Raw genomic sequence first — 20,707 nt, forward strand, 5'->3', positions numbered from 1 at the left:
CCCCCTTCCCCGCACGCGAGGCGCGCCATGTGGATTCGCGAGGAAAACGCATCCGACCACGCCGCGATCGCCCGCGTGGTCGACGCCGCCTTCGCCGCGGCCGAACACGCGGGCAGCCACGAGGCGCGCATCGTCGCCGCGCTGCGTGCCGACGGTGCGCTGCGCGTGTCGCGCGTGGCCGACATCGACGGGCGCATCGCCGGCTACGTCGCCCTCTCGCCGGTGCGGCTGGATGACGGCAGCACCGGTTGGTTCGGGCTGGGCCCGGTCGCGGTCGATCCGGCCGACCAGGGCCGCGGCGTGGGCAGCGCGCTGGTGCGCGCGGCGCTGGCCGAACTGCCGGCGCTGGGCGCGCGCGGCTGCGTGGTGCTCGGCGAGCCCGGCTGGTACGCGCGCTTCGGTTTCCGCCCGGTCGCCTCGCTGCGCCTGGACGGCGCGCCGGCCAGTCACTTCCAGGCCCTGCTGATCGGCGACGGCGACGCGCCGCACGCACGGGTCCACTATTCCCCCGCCTTTTTCATCGCGTAGCCGTCGCGGCCGCGCAGGAGCCCTTACCGCATGAAGATCCTCGTCATTGGTTCCGGTGGCCGCGAGCACGCGCTGGCCTGGAAGCTGGCCCAGTCCGCGCGCGTGGACGAAGTGCTGGTCGCCCCGGGCAACGCCGGCACCGCCACCGAGGCCAAGTGCCGCAACGTCGCGGCCAAGGTGGGCGACATCGAGCGCCTGCTGCAGATCGCGCAGGAAGAAGGCGTGGCGCTCACCGTGGTCGGCCCGGAAGTGCCGCTGGTGGCCGGCGTGGTGGACCGCTTCCGCGCCGCCGGCCTGCGCATCTTCGGGCCCACCGCCGCGGCCGCGCAGTTGGAAGGCAGCAAGGCCTACGCCAAGGATTTCCTCGCCCGCCACAAGATTCCCACCGCGTTCTACGCCGTGCACCACGAGGTCGGCGCCGCGCTGGCCTATGTGCGCGAGAAGGGCGCGCCGATCGTGGTCAAGGCCGACGGCCTGGCCGCGGGCAAGGGCGTGATCGTGGCGATGACCCAGGCCGAGGCCGAGGCGGCGGTGCGCGACATGCTCTCGGGCAACGCGTTCGGCGACGCCGGCGCGCGCGTGGTGATCGAGGAGTTCCTGGAAGGCGAGGAAGCCAGCTTCATCTCGATGGTCGATGGCACCACCGCGCTGCCGATGGCCACCAGCCAGGACCACAAGCGCGTCGGCGACGGCGATACCGGCCCGAACACGGGCGGCATGGGCGCCTATTCGCCCGCGCCGGTGGTCACCGCCGAGGTCCACGCGCGGGTGATGCGCGAGGTGGTCGAGCCGACCGTGCGCGGCATGGCCGCCGATGGCATTCCCTTCACGGGTTTCCTCTATGCAGGCCTGATGATCGACGCCAGCGGCGCGCCGAAGGTGATCGAGTTCAACGTGCGCTTCGGCGACCCGGAAACCCAGCCGGTGATGCTGCGCCTGCAGTCCGACCTGGTGGACCTGGTGGAAGCGGCGCTCGACGAACGCCTGGATACCGTGCAGGCGCAGTGGGACCCGCGTCCCTCGCTGGGAGTGGTGATGGCATCGCGCCCCTACCCCGACACGCCGGTGAGCGGCGAGGTCATCGAGGGTCTCGCGTCCGTGCCCGACGATGCCGTGGTGTTCCATGCCGGGACCGTGCTCGATGCCCACGGCCACGTGCTCAGCGCCGGCGGCCGCGTGCTGTGCGTGGCCGCGCTGGGTGACAGCGTGCGCGATGCGCAGCAGCGCGCCTACCGCGCGGTGGACCGCATCCACTGGACGCACGAGTTCCATCGCCGCGATATCGGCTGGCGGGCGATCGCGCGCGAAGAAGGCCTTTGAGGGCGTCCACGACGTCCGCCCGGCGGCGCTGACGCGTCGCTGCCACGCGCCCGCGTGCGCCCGCACGCGGGCGGCGCATCGTCGGCGGGGCCGAGGCCCGTCGCTTTTCGCCACCACGATCACGACGGCATGCCCATAATGGCGAGGACCCCGTCCGCCTCCGCCTTCGTGCCCAAACCGTCACTCGAATCCCGCCTGGGCCGCCTGTGGGCCCATGAGAAAGCCAGTTACGGGCTGCGGGTGCTGATCGCGCTGGGCGTGGCGATGGGCGGGTGCTGGTACGGCGGCCAACTGACCGCGCTGCCGGCGATCTTCCTGGGCATCATCGCCAGCGCCATCGCCGAGACCGACGACAACTGGCTCGGCCGCACGAAATCGGTCCTGCTGTCGCTGCTGTGCTTCGCGCTGGCCTCGGCCGCGGTGGTGTGGCTGTTCCCGCATCCGTGGGCATTCGTGACCGGGCTGGCGCTGTCCACCTTCGCGCTGACCCTGCTGGGCGCGCTCGGCGAGCGCTATGCCTCCATCGCGCAGGCCACCGTGGCGCTGGCGATCTACACGATGATCGGGCTGGACCAGCACCATGCCGCCGGCGGCGATCCCGCCGCGGCCTGGCATGGCACGGTGTTGCTGCTGATCGGCGCGGCCTGGTACGGCCTGCTGTCGATCCTGTGGTCGGCGCTGTTCGCCAACCGCCCGGTGCGCGAGCGGCTGGCGCGGCTGTTCGAGGTGCTGGGCGAGTACCTGCGGCGCAAGGCGGACCTGTTCGAACCGGTGCGCGGCGAAGGGCTGCACGCGCGCCGCCTGGCGCTGGCCGAGCAGAACGCGCAGGTGGTGGCCGCGCTCAACGCGGCCAAGGCGGCGATCCTCAGCCGCTTCGGTCGTTCCGGCCGGCCGGGGGTGCAGTCGGGCCTGTACTTCCGCCTGTATTACCTGGCGCAGGATTTCCACGAGCGCGCCAGCTCCTCGCACTACCCCTACGACGCGCTGACCGAAGCCTTCTTCCACAGCGACGTGCTCTACCGCTGCCGCCGGCTGCTGGCGTTGCAAGGCGCGGCGTGCGTGGCGCTGGGGCAGGCGCTGCGGCTGCGCCAGCCGTTCGTGTACGGCGACAGCAGCCGCCAGGCCACCGACGACCTGCGGCAATCGCTCGATTTCCTGCACGCGCGCGCCGACCCGGCGCAGGCCCGCCTGCTCGGCTCGCTGGAGCTGCTGGCGAGCAACCTGCAGGGCATCGAGCGGCGGCTGTCCGAATCGTCGTTGTCCGATACGCCGCTGGACGGCATCGACACCCGCCTGCGCGATTCCTCCCCGCACACGCTGCGCGAAATGGGGCAACGCCTGCTGGCGCAGCTCACGCCCGGCTCGGTGCTGTTCCGCCATGGCGTGCGCATGGCGGTGGCCTTGCTCGCCGGCTACGGCGTGATGAAGCTGATGCATGCGCACAACGGCTTCTGGATCCTGCTCACCACCGCGTTCGTGTGCCGCCCCCACTACGGCGCCACGCGGCTGCGGCTGGTGCAGCGCATCGCCGGCACGCTGGTGGGCCTGGGCGCGACCTGGGCCCTGATGCAGCTGTTCACTGGCATCGAGATGCAGCTATTGCTGGCGTTGCTGGCCGCCCTGCTGTTCTTCGTCACCCGTACCGACCGCTACCTGCTCGCCACCGCGGCCATCACGGTGATGGCGCTGCTGTGCTTCAACCTGCTGGGCGATGGCTTCGTGCTGCTGTGGCCGCGCCTGGTGGACACGCTGCTGGGCTGCGTGATCGCCGCGCTGGCCTCGTTCCTGGTCCTGCCGGACTGGCAAGGGCGGCGCCTGCACCAGGTGATCGCCAACGTGCTGGGCAGTGCCTCGCGCTACCTGCGCGAAGTGCTGGGCCAGTACACCGAGGGGCAGCGCGACGACCTCAACTACCGCATCGCCCGGCGCGACATGCACAACGCCGACGCGGCGCTGTCGATGGCGCTGTCGAACATGCTGCGTGAGCCGGGCTACGTGCGCCGCAACCTGGATGCGGGCTTCCGCTTCCTGGCGTTGTCCAACGTGCTGCTCGGCTACCTCTCCGCGCTTGGCGCGCACCGCGAGAAACTCGACCTGGACACGCAGACGCGCGACGCGGGCGACTACCTGCAACGCGCGCTCGCCGCCATCGCCGAGCACCTGGCGCGGCGCCAGCCGCTGCCGGCGGTGGACGAAAGCCAGGAAGCGGCGATGGCCGAGGCGCTGGAGGATTACGCCGCCGACGCCATGCCCAAGCAGCGCCTGCTGCGCACCCAACTGGCGCTGGTGCTGCGGCTGCTGCCTCGCCTGCGCGCGGCCGCGCAGGAAGTGGTGATGCAGCGAAGCGCGCCGGCGCCGGCCGAGCAACCCGCGTAAAGCGAGCGGCGCGGCGTGCCTAGCCGGCCCTCCGCAGCCGCGACAAGCGCCCGCCTGCCAGGTACCACGCGCTCGCGAACGCACCGGCGCCGGCGGCGAGCAGGCCGGCCAGCATCGCGACGCGCGGTGCGGCCTCCGCGGCGCGGAAATCCATGTGCGTGCGCAGCCACGCCAGCACCAGCGCCATGACGCCGCTGGCCAGCGCCACCTGCGCCCACGGCCGCCACGCGGCCGGGTGGACGCCCACCAGCCCCGCGCGATGCAGGCCACGCCACAGCACCAACGCGTTGCAGGCGCTGGCCAACGCGCCGGCCAAGGCCAGCAGCGCGTGCAGGCCGGGCCGCGCCAGCCACCCGCGTGCGTCCCCTTGCACCAGCAGGCGCGCGCCGCCAAACAGCAGCAACGCGCACCCGATATTGCAGGCCAGCGCGATGCAGGCCGCGCGCACCGGCAAGGCGAGGTCGCCGCGCGCGTAGCAGGCCGGCAGCATCACCTTCAGCGCGGCCAGCGCGGGCAGGCCCAGGCTCATGCACGCCAGCGCGCTGGCCGACAGGCGCGCGTCGTCGGCGCGGTAGTGGCCGTAGTGGAAGAACGTCAGCATCAGCGGTTCGGCCAGCACGACCAGGCCGACGGTGGCGGGCACGCTGGACAGCGTGACCCCGCGCAATGCCCAGGCCAAGGTATGCAGGGCGCGGTCGTCGCGCGCGGCGAATTCGCGCGACAGCGTCGGCAACAGCACGATGCCCAGCGAGGCGCCGAACAGGGCCAGCGGCAGTTCGAGGAAGCGATCGGCCTGGAACAGCCAGGTCTGCGAACCGGTGGCCAGCAGCGAGGCCGCCGCGCTGGCGACCAACAGGTTCACCTGCGCCACCGACGCGCCCGCCAGCGTGGGCAGCATCCGCCGCGCCGCCTCGCGCACGCGCGCATCGCCGGCGCCCCAACGGGGCCAGCGCAGCAGGCCCAGCTTCGCCACGCCCCGCCAGCACCACAGCAGCTGCAACACGCCGCCCACCACCACGGCCCAGGCCAGCGCGAGGATGGGAATCCGCCAGTGCGGCGCCCAGGCCCATGCGCTCGCCGCCATGGCGAGATTGAGCAGCGCCGGGGCCAGCGCCCAGCGCGCGAAATGGCCCTGGCTCATCAGCACGGCGCCGGCCAACGCGCTCAGCGAAACGCAGGCCAGGAAAGGAAACAGGATTCGCAACAGCGGCACCAGCAAGCCGGCGCCTTCGCCCGCGTGGGCCATGCCCGGCGCGAAGAGCAGCGCCAGCGGCGGGGCAAGCGCCATGCCCAGCGCCGCCACGCCGGTGACCACCACGGCCAGCGTGCCGGCCAGGCGCGCGATGAGGCCGGCCAGTGCGGGCGCACCGGCGTCGGTCTCGCGCACCAGCAGCGGCACGAAGGCAGCCGACAGCGCACCTTCGGCGAACAGGCGGCGCAGCGCGTTGGGAATGCGGAATGCCAGCACGAAGGCATCGGAGGCGGTGCCTGCGCCGAACGCGGTGGCCATGGCCATGTCGCGCAGCACGCCCGTGCAGCGCGACAGCAGTGTCAGCCCACCAAAAGACGAGGCGCGCCGGAGCAGCGCGCGGGCGGATGCGGATGGCATCGGGACAAGCGGAGCGCCTCGCGACGAGGCGCTCCGGGCACGATCAGAAATCGCGTTCCCAGGACCGGAACCAGCCGTCGATCGCGTAGCGAACGCTCCAGCTGAAGGGCACGCGGCACTGTTCGACGTAGCCGCCGTCTACCTGTTCGATTTCCTGCGGGGTGAGTTCACGCATGGTCGCTTCCTTGTGGATCGCCGCGGAATTGCGGCGAGGCACAAGGTGTCAGAGCCGCTAACAACGGCCCATTTGATATATCCCACGAACCGCGATGATGTAGCGCCGGGCTGGCACTGCGAAAAAGGTCAATGGCGCTGACATCAGCGCGCGATGCGCGTGCGCGTGCCGATGGCCATCCATGCCAGCGCCGCCAGCGCGAGCGCGGCACCGGCGATCACCACGCCCGCCCACCCGGCGCGCGCGTAGGCGGCGGTGCCCAGGCTGGAACCGAGCGCGCCGCCGATGAAGTAGCAGGTCATGTAGGCCGAGGTGATGCGATTGCGCGCGGCGGCGTCCAGCTGGTAGATCACGCTCTGGTTGTTGATGTGCACGCCCTGCACGGCGATATCGAGCAGCAGCACGCCGACGATCAGCAGCCACAGCGAGTGCGGCGCGGCCCACAGCAGCGCCCACGACACCACCAGCATCGCCAGGCCACCCCAGCTGGCCAGCGTGCCGTGGCCGTGGTCGGACAACTTGCCCGACAAGTTCGCGGCCAGCGCACCGGCCGCGCCGATCAGCCCGAACAGGCCGATCAGGCTGGTGCCGTAGCCGTAGTCCGGGCCGGCGAGCAGGAACGCGAGCGTGGTCCAGAACACGCTGAAGCCGGCGAAGATCAACCCGCCCAGGACCGCGCGGCCGCGCAGTACCGGCTCGTCGCGCAGCAGGGTCAGCACCGAGACGATCAGGCGCGGATAGGACAGCGTGCGATCGCCGTCGTGCCGCGGCAGGCCGCGATACAGCAGCGCGGCGACGACCAGCATCAGCCCGGAGGCCACCCAGTACACGGTATGCCACCCGCCAGCACCGGCGAGCAGGCCGGAGATCGTGCGCGCCAGCAGGATGCCCAGCAGCAGGCCGCTCATCACCGTGCCGACCACCCGCCCGCGTTCGTGCGGCGCGGCCAGCGTGGCGGCATACGGCACCAGCAGCTGCGCCGAGACCGAGCACAGGCCGGTCACCCACGTGCCGGCCAGCAGCATCGGGAAGCTGGAGGAGAACGCGCTGATCAGCAGGCCGCCGGCGCAGGCCACGTACAGGCCCACGATCAGCCCGCGGCGTTCCAGGCGGTCGCCCAGCGGCACGATCAACAACAGGCCGGCCGCGTAGGAGAGCTGGGCCACGGTAACCACCATGCCGGCGCTGCGCGCGTCCACGCCGAAGGTCTGGGCGAGGGTCTGCAACAGCGGCTGGGCATAGTAGTTGCTCGCCACGGCCAGGCCGGTGGCCACGGCCATCAGCAGCACCAGGCGGTGCTTGATCCGGGGGTAGTGCGTGGCGGTGGACATGGGGGGTACCTGCGCGGGGGGCGCACAGTATGCCCGCGCGACATGGCAGCGTCGCCGCCGCGGCCGGGATGCAGCGGGGCGCGAGGCAGCCGTCGAGGTTTCTTCGCCGCGTATCGGCCTGCTAGGCTGCGCGCGACCGCCAAGGAGTCGTGCATGTCATCGGGCCACAGCCAGTTCGCGCTGTTGAAGCAGCGACGCTTCCTCCCCTTCTTTACCGTGCAGGCGCTGGGCGCCTTCAACGACAACGTCTACCGGCAGGCCATCATCGGCCTGCTCGGCTACCTGGCGGTGGAGCAGTCGCAACGGCTGATCTACACCAACCTGGCGCCGGCACTGTTCATCCTGCCCTACTTCCTGTTCTCGGCCATCGCCGGGCAGATCGCCGAGAAGCTGGAGAAGCAGCGGCTGATCGTGATCACCACGACCATGGAGATCGTGGTGATGTCGCTGGCGGCGGTCGGCTTCCTTATCCAGAACATGGTCGTGCTGCTGGTGGCGCTGTTCTGCACCGGCGTGCAATCGACGTTGTTCGGGCCGGTGAAGTACTCGATCCTGCCCTCGGTGCTCAAGCCGGAGGAACTGACCGGCGGCAACGGCCTGGTCGAGATGGGCACCTCGATCTCCATCCTGTGCGGCATGATCTTTGGCGGGCTGATCTTCACCTTCGCCGGCGCGAACGGCACGGTGGTGGCGGCGGTGGCGGTGATCGCGCTGGCGGTGACCGGCAACCTGGTGGCGCGCCGCGTGCCGCGCGTGGAAGCCGGCGCGCCGGACCTGAAGATCAACTGGAACCCGATCCCCGAGTCGCTGGCGATCATGCGCCTGACCCGCCGCCAGCTGGCGGTGAGCAACGCGATCCTGGGCGTGTCCTGGTTCTGGTTCATCGGCACCGTGATCACCGCGCAGCTGCCGGGCTATGCCGAGCTCAACCTGGGCGGGCGGCCGGAGCTGTACGTGTTCGCCCTGGCGCTGTTCTCCATCGGCACCGGCAGCGGTTCGCTGCTGTGCGAGCGGCTTTCCGGGCGCACGGTGGAAATCGGCCTGGTACCGCTGGGCGCATTCGGCATCAGCGCCTTCATGCTCGACCTGTATTTCGCACGGCCCGGCCAGGCGCTGGCGGCCGGGCTGGACGTGCTTGGCTTCGTCCACCAGCCCGGCAGCGTGCGCATCATGCTCGACCTGGTCGGCATCGGCGTGTTCACCGGCTTCTTCGTGGTGCCGCTGTTCGCGCTGATCCAGAGCCGCACGCCGCGCGCGGAGCTTTCGCGGGTGATCGCCGGGCTCAACATCCAGAACTCGCTGTTCATCGTGGTGGCGGCGGTGGTGGGCATCGCGGTGCAGCGCTGGCTGGGCTGGACGATTCCGCAGGTGTTCCTGGCGCTGGCGATCGCCAACACGATCGTGGCGATCTACATCTTCACCATCGTGCCCGAGTTCCTGATGCGCTTCCTCAGCTGGCTGCTGGTGCGCACGCTGTACCGGCTGGAGCTGCACGGCATCGAGAAGAACGTGCCCGACGAGGGCGCCGCGCTGATCGTGTGCAACCACGTCAGCTACATGGACGCGCTGATCCTGGCGGCGACGGTGCCGCGGCCGGTGCGCTTCGTCATGTACTACAAGATCTTCAACATCCCGGTGATGCGCTGGATCTTCCGCACCGCCAAGGCGATCCCGATCGCCGGCGCGCGCGAGGACCCGGCGCTGATGCAGCGCGCGTTCGACGAGATCGACGCGGCGCTGGCCGAGGGCGAGCTGGTGTGCATCTTCCCGGAGGGCGCGCTGACGCGCGACGGCGAGATCGCACCGTTCAAGAGCGGCGTGGAGAAGATCCTGGAGCGCCGCCCGGTGCCGGTGGTGCCGATGGCGCTGCGCGGCATGTGGAGCAGCATGTGGAGCCGTCGCGATACGCGCCTGGGGCGCATGCGCGTGCCGCGGCGCTTCCGCGCGCACGTGCAGGTGGCCGCCGCGCCGCCGCGGGACCCGCAGGGTGTGGACGCGCAGGCGCTCGAGGCGCAGGTGCGCGCATTGCGGGGCGAGTTGGCGTGAGCACGACGTCTCGCGCTTTCCAAGCCATGGCCGCGCCGCTACGCTTGGGCCACGTGCGGGCGCCATGGCGGCCGTCGAAAGGAAGCCGCTTGAGGGGAGCGGCATGCAGGACGCCTGCTGGGATAGGCCTTCCCGGTGGACTCGCAGGTTCGCTCCCCGGCCCTCGCCGGCCCGTCCGGCGCTGAACCACCACCACCCGAAGGAGTCGTCCCATGAGTGCAGTTCCGCCCATCGCCCCGCCGCCGGCCCCGGCGCAGCCGATCCCCAACTATCTCGCCTGGTCGATCATCTCGACCGTCCTGGCGACCTGCCTGTGCTGCCCGATCGGCCTGCTGGGCATCGTCGCGATCGTGTATGCCTCCAAGGTCAACAACGCGCTGGCCGCCGGCGACCTGGACGGCGCCCGTCGCGCTTCGGCCAACGCCAAGACCTGGTGCTGGGTCGCCACCGCGCTGGCCATCATCGGCCTGGTGATCAACGTCGTCTGGCTGGCGGTGGGCGGCGCGCAGGGCTACCTGGACGCGATGCAGCAGATGCAGCAGATGTCGTGACGGCCCTGCCATCCCGTTACGGATGGATGCTGATGGCGGCCACCCCGGTGGCCGCCTTCGGCGTGTGGATGCTGCTGCGCTACGACCCGAACGTGGCCGGCAATCCATTCCCGCCGTGCATCTTCCGCCTGCTGACCGGCTTCTATTGCCCCGGCTGCGGCCTGACCCGCGCGCTGCACGCACTGGTACACCTGGATATCGGCCGTGCGTTCGCCATGAACCCGCTGGTGATGACCGGCCTGACGCTGGTGCCCGGGCTGGTCGCGTGGAAGCATGGCTGGCGCGCGCGCTGGTTCGCGCCGGTGGTGGCGGTGGTCTCGCGCCCGAACTTCTGGCTGGTCCTGCTGCCGGCCTACTGGATCGCCCGCAACCTGCCCTGGTTCCCGTTCACCGCGCTGGCGCCCGGCTGAGCCCGGCTCAGCCCACCCAGCCGGCGATGACGAGCAGCGCCAGCGCCACCATCCACAACAGCAGCACGCGCCACACCAGGCTCATGGCGTCGCGCACCTCGGGCAGGCGGCGCCAGACCGGTACCAGGCCGGCGTCGGTGTAATCGTGGGCTTCCTCGCGTAGCTCGGCGCGCACGCTCGCCCGCGCCACCGCGCCGAGGAACGCGGGCTCCAGCGCCCAGCGGTTGCCCTGCGCGTCGCGCCACGCGCGGTACACGGTGTCGAAATTGCCGACCAGCGCCATCGACAGCACGATCAGCTGCGCTACCGGCCACTCCAGCGCCGCCAGCAGCGTGTGCGCGCCCCGTTCGTGCGCCGGCGGCAGCTTGCCGGCGAGCGGACCTTCGACCATCAGCACCAGCAGCCGGTAGAGCACCGCACCGAACGGGCCGAGCAGCAGGAACCAGAACAGCACGCCGAACCAGCGCCGCAGGCCGTTGAGCACGACCGCCTCGACCAGCGAGGGCGCATCTTCGTGCAGGCTGCCGCCGGCGGCCTGCAGGTGCGAGACCGCGGCCCGGCGCGAGGGCGGATCGTCGGCGTCGATCACCGCTTCCACGTCGCGGTCCAGGTCGCGCGGGCCCCAGGTCCAGGCCAGCACCAGCACGCCATACAGCAGCGAGAGCAACCCGTAGGCGTGGCCGCGCAGCAACCCCTGCAACAGCACCACCGGCAGCAGCGGCGGCAGCAACACCAGCACCACCCCATAGCGGCCGTGCCAGAGCCCGCTGCCGCGCGAGGCGGCGGCCAGCCAGTCCAGCCAGTGCTCGAACCAGCCGAAGTGGCGCAGGCGCGCCACCTGGAGCGGGGCGATGTGGCCCAGCGCCAGCGCGACGATCACGGCAACCAGAGCGGTGAACATGGGCGGGGGTCTCCTGGAGCGAGCTGCCGGTGCGGCTGGGCCGATGATGCGGCAAGGCGCCGCCGGCGTCAGCTTCGGTGGTACCAGTCTTCGATCAGCGCGCGGGCGATGGAGATCGAGGGCGCCAGCAGCAGGCCCGTGCCGTCGTCCTGGCCATCGCGCGCCAGGGCGGCGCCGATCTCCTCGCGGGTGAACCAGCGCGCGTCCTCCAGCTCGCCATCGACCTGCGGCTGCTGCGAACCCTCGGCGTCCGCGCGGAAGCCCAGCATCAGCGCGCCGGGAAACGGCCACGGCTGCGCGCCCATGTATTGGCACCCGCGGATGCGGACCTGGGTTTCCTCGTGGACTTCACGCGCCACGGTCTGCTCCAGCGATTCACCCGGCTCGACGAAGCCGGCGATCACCGAATACCGGCGCGGCGCCCAGCTGGCCTGTCGCCCGAGCAGCAGGCGCGCGCCATCGCTGACGGCGACGATCACCGCCGGGTCCACGCGCGGGTAATGGTCGTTGCCGCATTGCGCGCAATGGCCGATGAAGCCGCCGCGGCGGAACGCGATGGGACCGCCGCAGACACCGCAAAAGCGCGTGCGCGCCTGCCACCACGACATCCCGCGTGCATAAGCGAAGGCGGTGGACCACGCGCCGGGCCACTCGGCACCGGCGCGGCGCAAGTCGATACGCCCGGGCGCGCTCACGGTGACCTGGGCGGCGTCGATGCAGAACCACGCCTGCTCGCCGTCCATGCCCAGGAAGATCGCCGTGCCCGGGCCCGGGCCGATATCCGCACCGGTCAATGCGGCCGGCTGGCCCTGCGCGTCGGTGAAGGCCTGGCCGTCGGCATCGAGCACCAACACGCGGGCCTGGGCCCATCGCTGGGCGAGCGCCTGGTCGTCGTCGCGCAGCGGATCGGCGCGGTCCAGGGGCTGGTCGATGAAGGCGAAACCGGAAAAGGGAGGAATCGATGCAGGCATCTGCGCAAGCGTGCCGCCAAAGCCGTTTCACCGCAACCGCGCGCGCCGGAAAAACGAAGGGCCGGCGATGCCGGCCCCGTGCGGGTGCGGGTGCGCGCGCAGCCCGCTCAGACGCTGAAGCTGCTGCCGCAGCCGCAGGTGGTCTTGGCGTTGGGGTTGCGGATCACGAATTGCGCACCGGTCAGGCTCTCGGTGTAGTCCACTTCGGCGCCCATCAGGTACTGCAGGCTGAGCGGGTCGACCAGCAGGGTGACGCCGTCGGTCGCCACCGCCAGGTCGTCCTCGGCGCGGTTCTCGTCGAACTCGAAGCCATACTGGAAGCCGGAGCAGCCCCCACCCTGGATGTACACGCGCAGCGCCAGCTCGGCGTTGCCCTCGTCCTGGATCAGTTCGCGCACCTTGGCCGCGGCGGCGCCGGTGAAGTTCAGCGGCCGGTCCAGCGACTGGTAATCCGGGGCGGGCGCGGCGCCCGGAAGGGAGACAAGCGTGGTCATGCGCGCAGAATGGGGCCCGCGGGCCCGCGATTCAAGGCGACCGGCCGGACGCAGCGTTCGACGCCGCGACCCCGGCCGCGCCCAGTTCAGCCGTTGACGGCCGCCAGCGCGACGCCGCGCGGGCCGATCTCCTCGCCCGGCGCCGGCAGCGCGGCCGCGGCGGTGGCGTGGATCAGGCGGCCGGTGAGCTGGGCGCCGGCGCTCATCTCCACCACCTGGTAATGCACGTTGCCCTGCACGCGCGCCTTGGCCGCCAGTTCGACGCGTTCGGTGGCATGCACGTCGCCATCCAGCTGGCCGTTGATGATGACCACCGGGGCGCGCACTTCGCCCTCGATGCGGCCCTGCTCGGCCAGCGTCACGATGGCCGGGCTGCCGTCCTCGGCGATCACCTTGCCGTGGATGCGGCCTTCGATGTACAGCCCGCCACTGAAGACCAGGTCGCCGCGGATCACCACCTGCGGGCCGATCAGGGTGTCGACCACGGTCTGGTCGCCCCGGTTGGATTTATTGCCGAACATGCCTACTCCCCTGAGGCCGCGGTCGCGGCGCTCTTCCAATCGAATGTCTGGTTGACCGGCGCCCCACCGCCGGTCAGTGAGATTCGCACACGTTGCGGTGTGAAATCCTTGGGCAGGATCACGCTGCCGGTCAATTGCTGGAAATACCTGAATGAATAGGGCTGCCCCGGCACGTCCGGCTTCTGGTGCAGCTCGTTCCAGCTGACGCTGGTCAGCTTGCCGGCGCGCACGCCTTCCACCGCAAAGCGCAGCTGGCCTTCGCTGATGGCGCCACGATTGAGGTTCTGCGTGAGCACCACCGTGTAGGCCCAGGTGCCGCCGGCCTCCGGCGAGAACTCGATGGAGTGGGCGTTCAAGCCCTTGCGCTGGCTGGTCGCCCCGACCAGCCGCTCGTAGAAGGCCACGTCGGCGCGCAGCGCGGCGATCTGCTCGTCGCGCTCGGCCAGCGAGGCCTGCACTTCGTTGTTGGCGGCGCGGCTGATCTGGTCGGAAACGGCCAGGTTGACCTGGCGCTGCTTCAGGGCCTGGATCTGCCGCTGCAGCTCGGCCACCTGGCGCTGGCTGGCCCGCAGCTCGGTCTGGGCCTGCCCCAGCTCCGGGGCCGCCAGCCGGCTGGCAAGCAGCCACATGCCGCCCAGCGACAGCAGCCACAGCACGCCGACTACCGCCACCGCGACCCACGGCACGCGGCCTGGCGAGGAAGCACCGTGGCGGACGATCTGGATGCGGGGTACCGGTCGATTCATCGGAAGGATGCGCCGTGGCCTCGTCGGCCGGCGCGGACGTCCAGTGGGAACGGTTGGCTAGTGTGCCAGATGGTGCCGCCGCGGCGCTGGCGCGGCCGGCGCGCTTGGCCGATAGTGGCCGCGATTCCCGCGGAGCACCCGGCATGAACGAGGCCCACCTGTTCGTCATCGGCATCCTGCTGGCCTGGCTGGCCGGCATCCGGGTCTACCTCACCGTGTTCGGCATCGGCCTGGCCGGTGCGCTCGGCTGGGTGGACCTGCCGCCGGCGCTGCACGCCACCACGTCGTGGTGGGTGCTGGGAACCTCCGGCGCGCTGGCGGTGGCCGAATTCTTCGCCGACAAGATTCCCGGCGTGGATTCGGTATGGGACCTGCTGCAGACCCTGGCCCGCGTGCCGGCCGGCGCGTTCCTCGCCGCCGCCACCCTCTCGCCGGACGGGCAGCTGGGCACCGGCGCCCTGGCGGCGGGGGCCGGCGTGGCGCTCACCAGCCATGTGCTCAAGGCCGGCTCGCGCGCCCTGCTCAACACCTCGCCCGAGCCGGCCAGCAACTGGGTGGCCTCCATCGCCGAGGACGCGGTGGTGACCGCCACGCTCGCGCTGGCCCTGGCCCATCCCTGGCTGGCCCTGCTGGTGGTGGTCGGCGCCAGCGTGCTGGGCGCGCTGCTGGTGTGGTGGGTGTGGCGGACGCTGTGGCGGGGCATGAAGCGCCTGGTCGCCCCCCTGCGCCCGCCGGGCGGGCCGTTGCCCTCGCGATAGTCGCCGCTGCTGCGGAGTTCATCGCATAATCAGGGGCGCTGACAGGGGAGTCACCATGGTCGCTCGACAACCGGCATCCAACGTCCGCGACGACGCACGCGGTCGCGCCCGCGGCGTGCGCGCGGAAACGCCACCGGCCGACTACTGGCGCCGCTGGGACGATATCCCCGAGCAGATCGGCGGCGCGCGTCCGCAGTTCGAGGACAGGCAAGCCGCCACGCCCGCGCCGACGAGTGCGCCGGCCGTGCCCGCTTCCGTGATCGTGGACGCCGTCGCATGCGCCGCCACGGCGAGCGGCACCGCCACGCCGGCGCCCGAGGGTGCGCCCGCGGCCGGCGGCGCGGCTTCGGCCGCGGCCGCGCAAGGCGACGAACCGCTGCTGCGCCCCACCGACAGCCCGTATCGCATCCTCATCGTGGAAGACGACCGTTCGCAGGCACTGTTCGCGCAGAGCGTGCTGCACGGCGCGGGCATGCACGCGCAGGTGGAGATGAGCGCGGCGGCCGTGCCGCAGTCCATCGCCGATTACCGGCCGGACCTGATCCTGATGGACCTGCACATGCCGGACCTGGACGGCATCCGCCTGACCACGCTGATCCGCCAGCATCCGCAGCACCAACTGCTGCCGATCGTGTTCCTCACCGGCGACCCGGACCCGGAGCGCCAGTTCGAAGTGCTCGACAGCGGTGCCGACGATTTCCTCAACAAGCCGATCCGCCCGCGCCACCTGATCGCCGCGGTGTCCAACCGCATCCGCCGCGCGCGCCAGCAGGCGCAGCTTGCGGTGGGCGAGGACAGCGCGCGCAGCAACCCGGAGACCGGCCTGCCCACCCGCGCGCACCTGATGCACATGCTGGGCGGCGTGCTGGGCCGCGCCGACGCGGGCATTCTCTTCATCGAGATCGCCAGCGCGCTGGGCCTGCGCGAGCGCTATGGCTACGCGGCGTTCGAGCGGCTGATGACCCAGGCCGGCCATCGGCTGGCGCGCGCCGGGGTTCCCTTTCCGCTGGCCCGGTTGAACGACAACAGCTTCCTGCTGCTGGCCGAGGGCCTGGATGCGGCCGCCCAGCACCAGCTCGCGGTGGAGATGCGCCGCCAGCTTTCGGCGCAGGCGTTCGAGATCCGCGAAGGCGAGTCGGTGCACCTGCGCTGCGCCATCGGCGTGGCCACGCTGGAGCATGGCTTCGGCGAGGCCGGCAGCGCGCTGGAAGCCGCCGAACGCACGGCCCTGCAGGCCCGGCTCGATCTGGACGGCGTGCGCATGCACGTGCCCAGCGACGCGCCGGACGATGCCCACCTGGAGCTGGTGGACGGCCAGCTGGAACTGGCCTACCAGCCGATCGTCGCCGTCGCCGGCGGCGATACGGCGCAGTACCAGGTGCTGCTGCGCTTGCGCCGCCCGGACGGCACGTTGCTGCAAGCCGGCCAGGTGATCCCGGCCGCCGAGGCCGCCGGCCGCATCGCCGACCTCGACCAGCAGGTGCTGGACCACGCGCTCGGGCTGCTGCAGCACTACCAGCACGCCACGCCGCCGCTGCGCCTGTTCGTGTCGCAATCGCCGCGCACGCTGGCACGCGAGGCGTTCGCCGACTGGCTCGAACAATCGCTGGCGCAGCGCGGCGTGGCAGGCACGGCGCTGGTGATCGACGTGCGCCTGGACGACGCGCTGATCCACACCGTGACCCTGCAGCAGTTCTGCAAGCGGATGATGGCCAGCGGCGTGCAGTTCTGCCTGAGCCAGTTCGAGCCGAGCGAGGAAAACAATGCCTTGCTCAGCCAGTTGCCGCTGGGCTTCGTGCGCATGCACAGCCGCTATGCGGCGGCACACGCCGACCCGGCACTGCGCGACGCGCTGCGCGATGCCATCAACCTGGCGCACCGCCATGGCCTGCTGATCATCGGCCAGCAGATCGAGGACGCGCAGGCCGCCGCGGCGATGTGGATGGGCGGCGTGGACCTGATCCAGGGCAACCTGGTGCAGTCGGTGGGCAAGGAACTGGATTTCGACTTCCATAGCGCGGTGCTGTAGGGAGATGACCTGGGCGTCCGGCCATGGCGTGTGGCTCTGGCTGGCGCTTGCGGCGGCGTGCCTGGCCGCGTGGGTCTTCGCGGGCGTGAAGGGACGCCGCCTGGCCGAAGCGCGACGCCAGCAGGCCCTGCTGCGCGAACGGCTGGAGGGCGCGCGGCGCGAGATCGAAGGCCTGCGCCAGGACCTGCTGCGCCACGACCAACTCGAACAGCAGCTGCTGCAGGCCAAGCAGGCGGCCGAAGCCGCCGTGCTGGCCAAGGGCGAGTTCCTCGCCACGATGAGCCACGAGATCCGCACGCCGCTCAACGGCATCATCCCGATGCTCGACCTCGTCTCGCGCGGCGCGTTGGCGGCGGACCAGCGCGAGATGCTGCAGACGGCCACGGCCAGCTCGCTGCAGCTGCTGCGCATCGTGGACGACATCCTGGATTACTCCAAGCTCGAAGCGGACAAGCTCGAGCTGGAGATCACCACCTTCAACCTGCGCGAACTGATGGATGGCGTGGTGCAGCTGATGCAGCGAGCCGCCGAGGACAAGCACCTGCGCCTGGAGGTGGCGATCGACCCGGCGGTGCGGCTGTCGGTACGCGGCGACCCGGTGCGCCTGCGCCAAGTGCTGGGCAACCTGATCGGCAACGCGTTGAAGTTCACTGAGCGCGGCGGCATCGACGTGAGCGTGCGCCGGCTCGGCGAGACCAAGGCGCAGCACCTGCTGCGCTTCCAGGTGCGCGATAGCGGCATCGGCATCGCGCCGGAGCAGCAAGCCCGCCTGTTCCGGGCCTTCACCCAGGCCGATGCCTCGACCACCCGCCTGTACGGCGGCACCGGGCTGGGATTGGTGATCTGCAAGCGCATCATCGACCTGATGGGCGGGCGCATCGGCGTGGAATCCTCGCCGGGCGCGGGTGCGACCTTCTGGTTCGAGATACCGCTGCTCAAGGTGATCGGTGACCTGCAGCAGGGCCACGCGTTGCGCGAGGCGATGCGCGTCCTGCTGGTGTCCGCCGACGACCGGCTGCGCCAGCGCATGCAGTTGTTGATGCGCAACTGGGGCATCGGGCTGCACTGCGTGGACAGCACGCAGGAAGCGCTGGAGCGCATGCGCGCCAGCGCCGGGCAACGCATGGGCGCGGCCGCGTTCGATGTGATCATCGCCGACCACGAGCAGCTGCGTTACAGCGCGCGCGCCCTGCACCGCGGCATCGCGCGCGCACCGGAGCATGCCGGCACGCGCCTGATCTGGCTGGTGGGCGATGAACCGTTGCCGGACGAACTGGACGGCCACCTCGACCGGCTGCCGCGCCACGCCAGCGATGCGGAACTACGCGCCGCGCTGGTACCCGAGCGCCGTGTACCTGCCGAGACCGAGGATGCCGGCAGCGCGATTCCACCGCGCCAGCCGCTGCCCGCGCCGGCGGGCGAGACCGAGACTTCCGAACCGCGCATCCTGTTGGTCGAAGACAACCCGGTGAATCTGATCGTCGCGCAGAAGATGCTGGCCACGCTTGGCTACGAGGCCGAAGTGGCTACCCATGGCCAGGCCGCGCTGGATTCGCTGCGCCAGCATCACCACGACCTGGTGTTCATGGATTGCCAGATGCCGGTGCTGGATGGCTACGAGGCCACGCGGCAGTGGCGCGCGCTGGAAGCCGACACCGGCGCCCCGCGCCTGCCGATCGTGGCCATGACCGCCAACGCGATGGCGGGCGACCGCGAGCGATGCCTGGAAGCGGGCATGGACGATTACCTGCCCAAGCCGGTCTCGCGCGAGCAGTTGGAAAGCTGCCTGGCGCGCTGGTTGCCGCGCCCTCATGCCGTGCCGCCGACGGCCCAGGCCGCCGCGCCGCAGGCCGAGATCGCCACGCCCGCGATGCAGTCCGCCGCGTTGCCGATCCTCGATACCGAGGTACTGGATGAGCTGCACGAGGTGGCCGGCGCGGAAACGGCCAGCATCGTCCGCCTGTTCCTGGAAGACGCGCCGCGGTTGATCGCACGCCTGGAAGCCGCCTCGGGCACGCGCGACAACGAGGAGCTGCGCCAGGCCAGCCACACGTTGAAGTCTTCCAGCGCGAATGTCGGCGCGATCGCGCTGGCCAATGCGGCACGGCGCATCGAACTGGCCGCGCGTGCCGGGCCGATCGAACGGCCGGCGGTGATGGTCGCGCTGGTGATCGCCGAATATGCGCGCGCGCGCCTGGCACTGACGGGCCAGATCGCGCGGCTGCAGCGCCCGCTGGCCGCGGGCGAGTAATCAGTCTTCGAGCTTGGTGAGCAGGTAGTTCGGCTCGCCGATGCGCGCGACCAGGTCGAGCTGCGTTTCCAGCCAGTCGATGTGCTCTTCTTCCGATTCCAGGATGTCCACGAACAGCTGGCGGCTGACGTAGTCGTGGATGGAGTCGGCGTAGGCGATGGCCTCGCGCAGCAGCACCACCGCTTCGCGCTCCAGTGCCAGGTCGCAGCGGAACATCTCGGTCGGGTTCTCGCCGATACGCAGCTTGCCGAGCGCTTGGAAGTTCGGAAGGCCTTCGAGGAAGAGGATGCGGTCCGACAGCTTGTCGGCATGCTTCATCTCGTCGATGGATTCCTTGTACTCGTGCTCGGCCAGTTCCTTCAGGCCCCAGTTCTTCAGCATCTTGGCGTGCAGGAAGTACTGGTTGATGGCGGTCAGTTCGTTGTAGAGCGCCTTGTTGAGGTACTCGATGACCTTGCTGTCGCCCTTCATGCCGATGTCTCCCTGGTTGAGCGGGCGCACTTTAGCGTCTTCGTACCTTCCGTGAAGGAACGCGAATCGTGTTCAGTTGGGCGGGGCTGGCGCTTTGTGAGCGCGACGAATCAGGCGGCGACGGCCAGGCCGAGCACTGGCAACGGCAGATCACGCGCCATGCGCGCCTGTTCGAGCAGACCGGCGGCCATGTCCAGGCACGAGCCGCAGTTGGAACCGCAGCCGGTGCGCATCGTCAGTTCGGACACGCTGGTGCAGCCGCTGGCAGCGGCTTCGCGGATCTGATGGTCGGTAACACCGTTGCAGATGCAGACGTACACAGGCGGAAGGTCTGGAACACCCCAAGTCGGGGCCTATGTATTCCATCGCAAATGCGAATTGTTGTCAATTCTGTTTCATTAATCCGCGCTGCCCGTGCGTGAACGCCGGCTCCCGCCCCGGCCGCGCGAACGTTTCCGCGGCCGGTCGTGCCCGGCCGCGCTGCCAGGGAGCCAGGCTTCCTGGGCGTTCGCCGGCATGGCACCGACCGCTTCGCCCGCGATGCCACGGGCCAGCGGCGCCAAGTGGCGCAACGCCCGCGCGTAGACACCGCGCTTGAACACCACCACGTGCTGGACCGGATACCAGAAATCGACCCAGCGCCAGTGGTCGAACTCTGGCGTCTCAGTAAGCGTGAGATCAACATGAGTTTCGTCGCCGGTCAGGCGCAGCAGGAACCAGACCTGCTTCTGGCCGATGCAGACTTGGCGCTCGTTCCGCCGCACGGCCCGGCTGGGCAGCCGATAGCGCAGCCAGCCCGGGGTCGCCCCCAGCAGCTCGACATGCTCGGGCAGCAACCCGGTCTCTTCGCGCAACTCGCGATACATGGCTTCGACCGGGGTCTCGTCGGAATTCATGCCCCCCTGCGGAAACTGCCAGCCATCCCGGCGCACCCTGCGGGCCCAGAACACCTGGCCGTCCTGCCGCATCAGCACGATGCCGACATTCGGTCGGTAGCCGTCCGGATCGATCACGATGCGGACTCCTGAAAAAATCTACTGTCCCGGACTCTGCCATGGCGACCGCCAGGCCACAAGCCAAGAACGAAAAGATTGACAGCCGGACCAGATGCCGCGAAAATTTGCGGCTCACTATGGCTATGTAGCTCAGCCGGTTAGAGCACAGCACTCATAATGCTGGGGTCGGTGGTTCGAGTCCACCCATAGCCACCATAGACGAG

20 protein-coding genes and 1 tRNA gene are annotated in these 20,707 nt (G+C 70.5%); 10 read left to right on the forward strand and 11 right to left on the reverse strand.

All coding sequences use genetic code 11. The features are described 5' to 3' along the window. The first annotated feature begins 27 nt into the window (after positions 1 to 27). From P6166_RS12335 to yccS, 3 genes are all read left to right on the forward strand, one after another. Complete coding sequence (locus P6166_RS12335) at positions 28 to 528, forward strand: N-acetyltransferase (RefSeq protein WP_277764755.1); 501 nt, start codon at positions 28 to 30, stop codon at positions 526 to 528. 30 nt (positions 529 to 558) lie between these two features. Further along, on the forward strand, positions 559 to 1,848 hold the full coding sequence (gene purD / locus P6166_RS12340; RefSeq protein WP_277764756.1) for a phosphoribosylamine--glycine ligase: 1,290 nt from the start codon (positions 559 to 561) through the stop codon (positions 1,846 to 1,848). 168 nt (positions 1,849 to 2,016) lie between these two features. Beyond that, entirely contained in the window at positions 2,017 to 4,224 is a 2,208-nt protein-coding gene (gene yccS, locus P6166_RS12345; RefSeq protein WP_277764757.1) for a YccS family putative transporter, read from the forward strand. 19 nt (positions 4,225 to 4,243) lie between these two features. On the opposite strand, the gene murJ is transcribed toward yccS, so the two are convergent. From murJ to P6166_RS12360, 3 genes are all read right to left on the reverse strand, one after another. Beyond that, a complete protein-coding gene (gene murJ / locus P6166_RS12350) occupies positions 4,244 to 5,833 on the reverse strand; it encodes a murein biosynthesis integral membrane protein MurJ (protein ID WP_277764758.1) in 1,590 nt (529 codons plus the stop codon). A gap of 43 nt (positions 5,834 to 5,876) precedes the next feature. Beyond that, complete coding sequence (locus tag P6166_RS12355) at positions 5,877 to 6,008, reverse strand: hypothetical protein (protein WP_277764759.1); 132 nt, start codon at positions 6,006 to 6,008, stop codon at positions 5,877 to 5,879. Positions 6,009 to 6,151: 143 nt separating this feature from the next. Next, positions 6,152 to 7,339 (reverse strand): MFS transporter, encoded by a 1,188-nt coding sequence (locus P6166_RS12360; protein WP_277764760.1) that lies wholly within the window; start codon positions 7,337 to 7,339, stop codon positions 6,152 to 6,154. Between the two features lie 153 nt (positions 7,340 to 7,492). Between P6166_RS12360 and P6166_RS12365 the strand changes: the two genes are divergently transcribed. The 3 genes from P6166_RS12365 (at position 7,493) to P6166_RS12375 (ending at position 10,346) form a co-directional block, all read left to right on the forward strand. Beyond that, positions 7,493 to 9,385, forward strand: a complete 1,893-nt coding sequence (locus P6166_RS12365; protein WP_277764761.1) for an MFS transporter — start codon at positions 7,493 to 7,495, stop codon at positions 9,383 to 9,385. 212 nt (positions 9,386 to 9,597) lie between these two features. After that, positions 9,598 to 9,936, forward strand: coding sequence for a CD225/dispanin family protein (locus tag P6166_RS12370; protein ID WP_277764762.1), 339 nt, complete (start codon positions 9,598 to 9,600; stop codon positions 9,934 to 9,936). A 26-nt stretch (positions 9,937 to 9,962) separates the two neighbouring features. Next, positions 9,963 to 10,346, forward strand: coding sequence for a DUF2752 domain-containing protein (locus tag P6166_RS12375; RefSeq protein ID WP_277764784.1), 384 nt, complete (start codon positions 9,963 to 9,965; stop codon positions 10,344 to 10,346). 7 nt (positions 10,347 to 10,353) lie between these two features. Here the strand turns inward: P6166_RS12375 and P6166_RS12380 are convergent, their stop codons facing one another. The 5 genes from P6166_RS12380 to P6166_RS12400 all read right to left on the reverse strand — a co-directional run bounded on the left by P6166_RS12380 (position 10,354) and on the right by P6166_RS12400 (position 13,979). After that, positions 10,354 to 11,247 (reverse strand): cobalamin biosynthesis protein, encoded by an 894-nt coding sequence (locus P6166_RS12380; RefSeq protein WP_277764763.1) that lies wholly within the window; start codon positions 11,245 to 11,247, stop codon positions 10,354 to 10,356. 68 nt (positions 11,248 to 11,315) lie between these two features. Further along, complete coding sequence (gene nudC, locus P6166_RS12385) at positions 11,316 to 12,218, reverse strand: NAD(+) diphosphatase (RefSeq protein ID WP_277764764.1); 903 nt, start codon at positions 12,216 to 12,218, stop codon at positions 11,316 to 11,318. Positions 12,219 to 12,325: 107 nt separating this feature from the next. Continuing rightward, entirely contained in the window at positions 12,326 to 12,712 is a 387-nt protein-coding gene (erpA, locus tag P6166_RS12390) for an iron-sulfur cluster insertion protein ErpA (protein WP_277764765.1), read from the reverse strand. A gap of 86 nt (positions 12,713 to 12,798) precedes the next feature. After that, a complete protein-coding gene (locus tag P6166_RS12395; RefSeq protein ID WP_277764766.1) occupies positions 12,799 to 13,233 on the reverse strand; it encodes a polymer-forming cytoskeletal protein in 435 nt (144 codons plus the stop codon). A gap of 2 nt (positions 13,234 to 13,235) precedes the next feature. Next, complete coding sequence (locus tag P6166_RS12400; RefSeq protein WP_277764767.1) at positions 13,236 to 13,979, reverse strand: DUF6776 family protein; 744 nt, start codon at positions 13,977 to 13,979, stop codon at positions 13,236 to 13,238. A gap of 143 nt (positions 13,980 to 14,122) precedes the next feature. Between P6166_RS12400 and P6166_RS12405 the strand changes: the two genes are divergently transcribed. Genes P6166_RS12405 through P6166_RS12415 form a run of 3 tightly spaced genes read left to right on the forward strand, consistent with a single transcriptional unit; the run spans position 14,123 to position 19,017 of the window. Next, positions 14,123 to 14,737, forward strand: a complete 615-nt coding sequence (locus P6166_RS12405) for a DUF4126 domain-containing protein (protein ID WP_277764768.1) — start codon at positions 14,123 to 14,125, stop codon at positions 14,735 to 14,737. A gap of 55 nt (positions 14,738 to 14,792) precedes the next feature. After that, positions 14,793 to 16,766, forward strand: a complete 1,974-nt coding sequence (locus P6166_RS12410; RefSeq protein WP_277764769.1) for an EAL domain-containing response regulator — start codon at positions 14,793 to 14,795, stop codon at positions 16,764 to 16,766. Positions 16,767 to 16,770: 4 nt separating this feature from the next. Beyond that, positions 16,771 to 19,017: an ATP-binding protein gene (locus P6166_RS12415; protein WP_277764770.1), complete on the forward strand. Its 2,247-nt coding sequence runs from the start codon at positions 16,771 to 16,773 to the stop codon at positions 19,015 to 19,017. On the opposite strand, the gene bfr is transcribed toward P6166_RS12415, so the two are convergent. The 3 genes from bfr to P6166_RS12430 form a co-directional block, all read right to left on the reverse strand. Next, positions 19,018 to 19,488: a bacterioferritin gene (gene bfr / locus P6166_RS12420; RefSeq protein ID WP_277764785.1), complete on the reverse strand. Its 471-nt coding sequence runs from the start codon at positions 19,486 to 19,488 to the stop codon at positions 19,018 to 19,020. A gap of 110 nt (positions 19,489 to 19,598) precedes the next feature. After that, positions 19,599 to 19,808, reverse strand: coding sequence for a bacterioferritin-associated ferredoxin (locus P6166_RS12425; RefSeq protein ID WP_277764771.1), 210 nt, complete (start codon positions 19,806 to 19,808; stop codon positions 19,599 to 19,601). Between the two features lie 78 nt (positions 19,809 to 19,886). Then, positions 19,887 to 20,501 (reverse strand): RNA pyrophosphohydrolase, encoded by a 615-nt coding sequence (locus P6166_RS12430; protein WP_277764772.1) that lies wholly within the window; start codon positions 20,499 to 20,501, stop codon positions 19,887 to 19,889. A 121-nt stretch (positions 20,502 to 20,622) separates the two neighbouring features. On the opposite strand from P6166_RS12430, the gene P6166_RS12435 reads away from it, so the two are divergent. Then, positions 20,623 to 20,699: transfer RNA gene (locus tag P6166_RS12435), tRNA-Met, on the forward strand. Positions 20,700 to 20,707: the final 8 nt, after the last annotated feature.

Source organism: Stenotrophomonas sp. HITSZ_GD (assembly GCF_029543105.1).
Lineage (GTDB): Bacteria > Pseudomonadota > Gammaproteobacteria > Xanthomonadales > Xanthomonadaceae > Stenotrophomonas_A.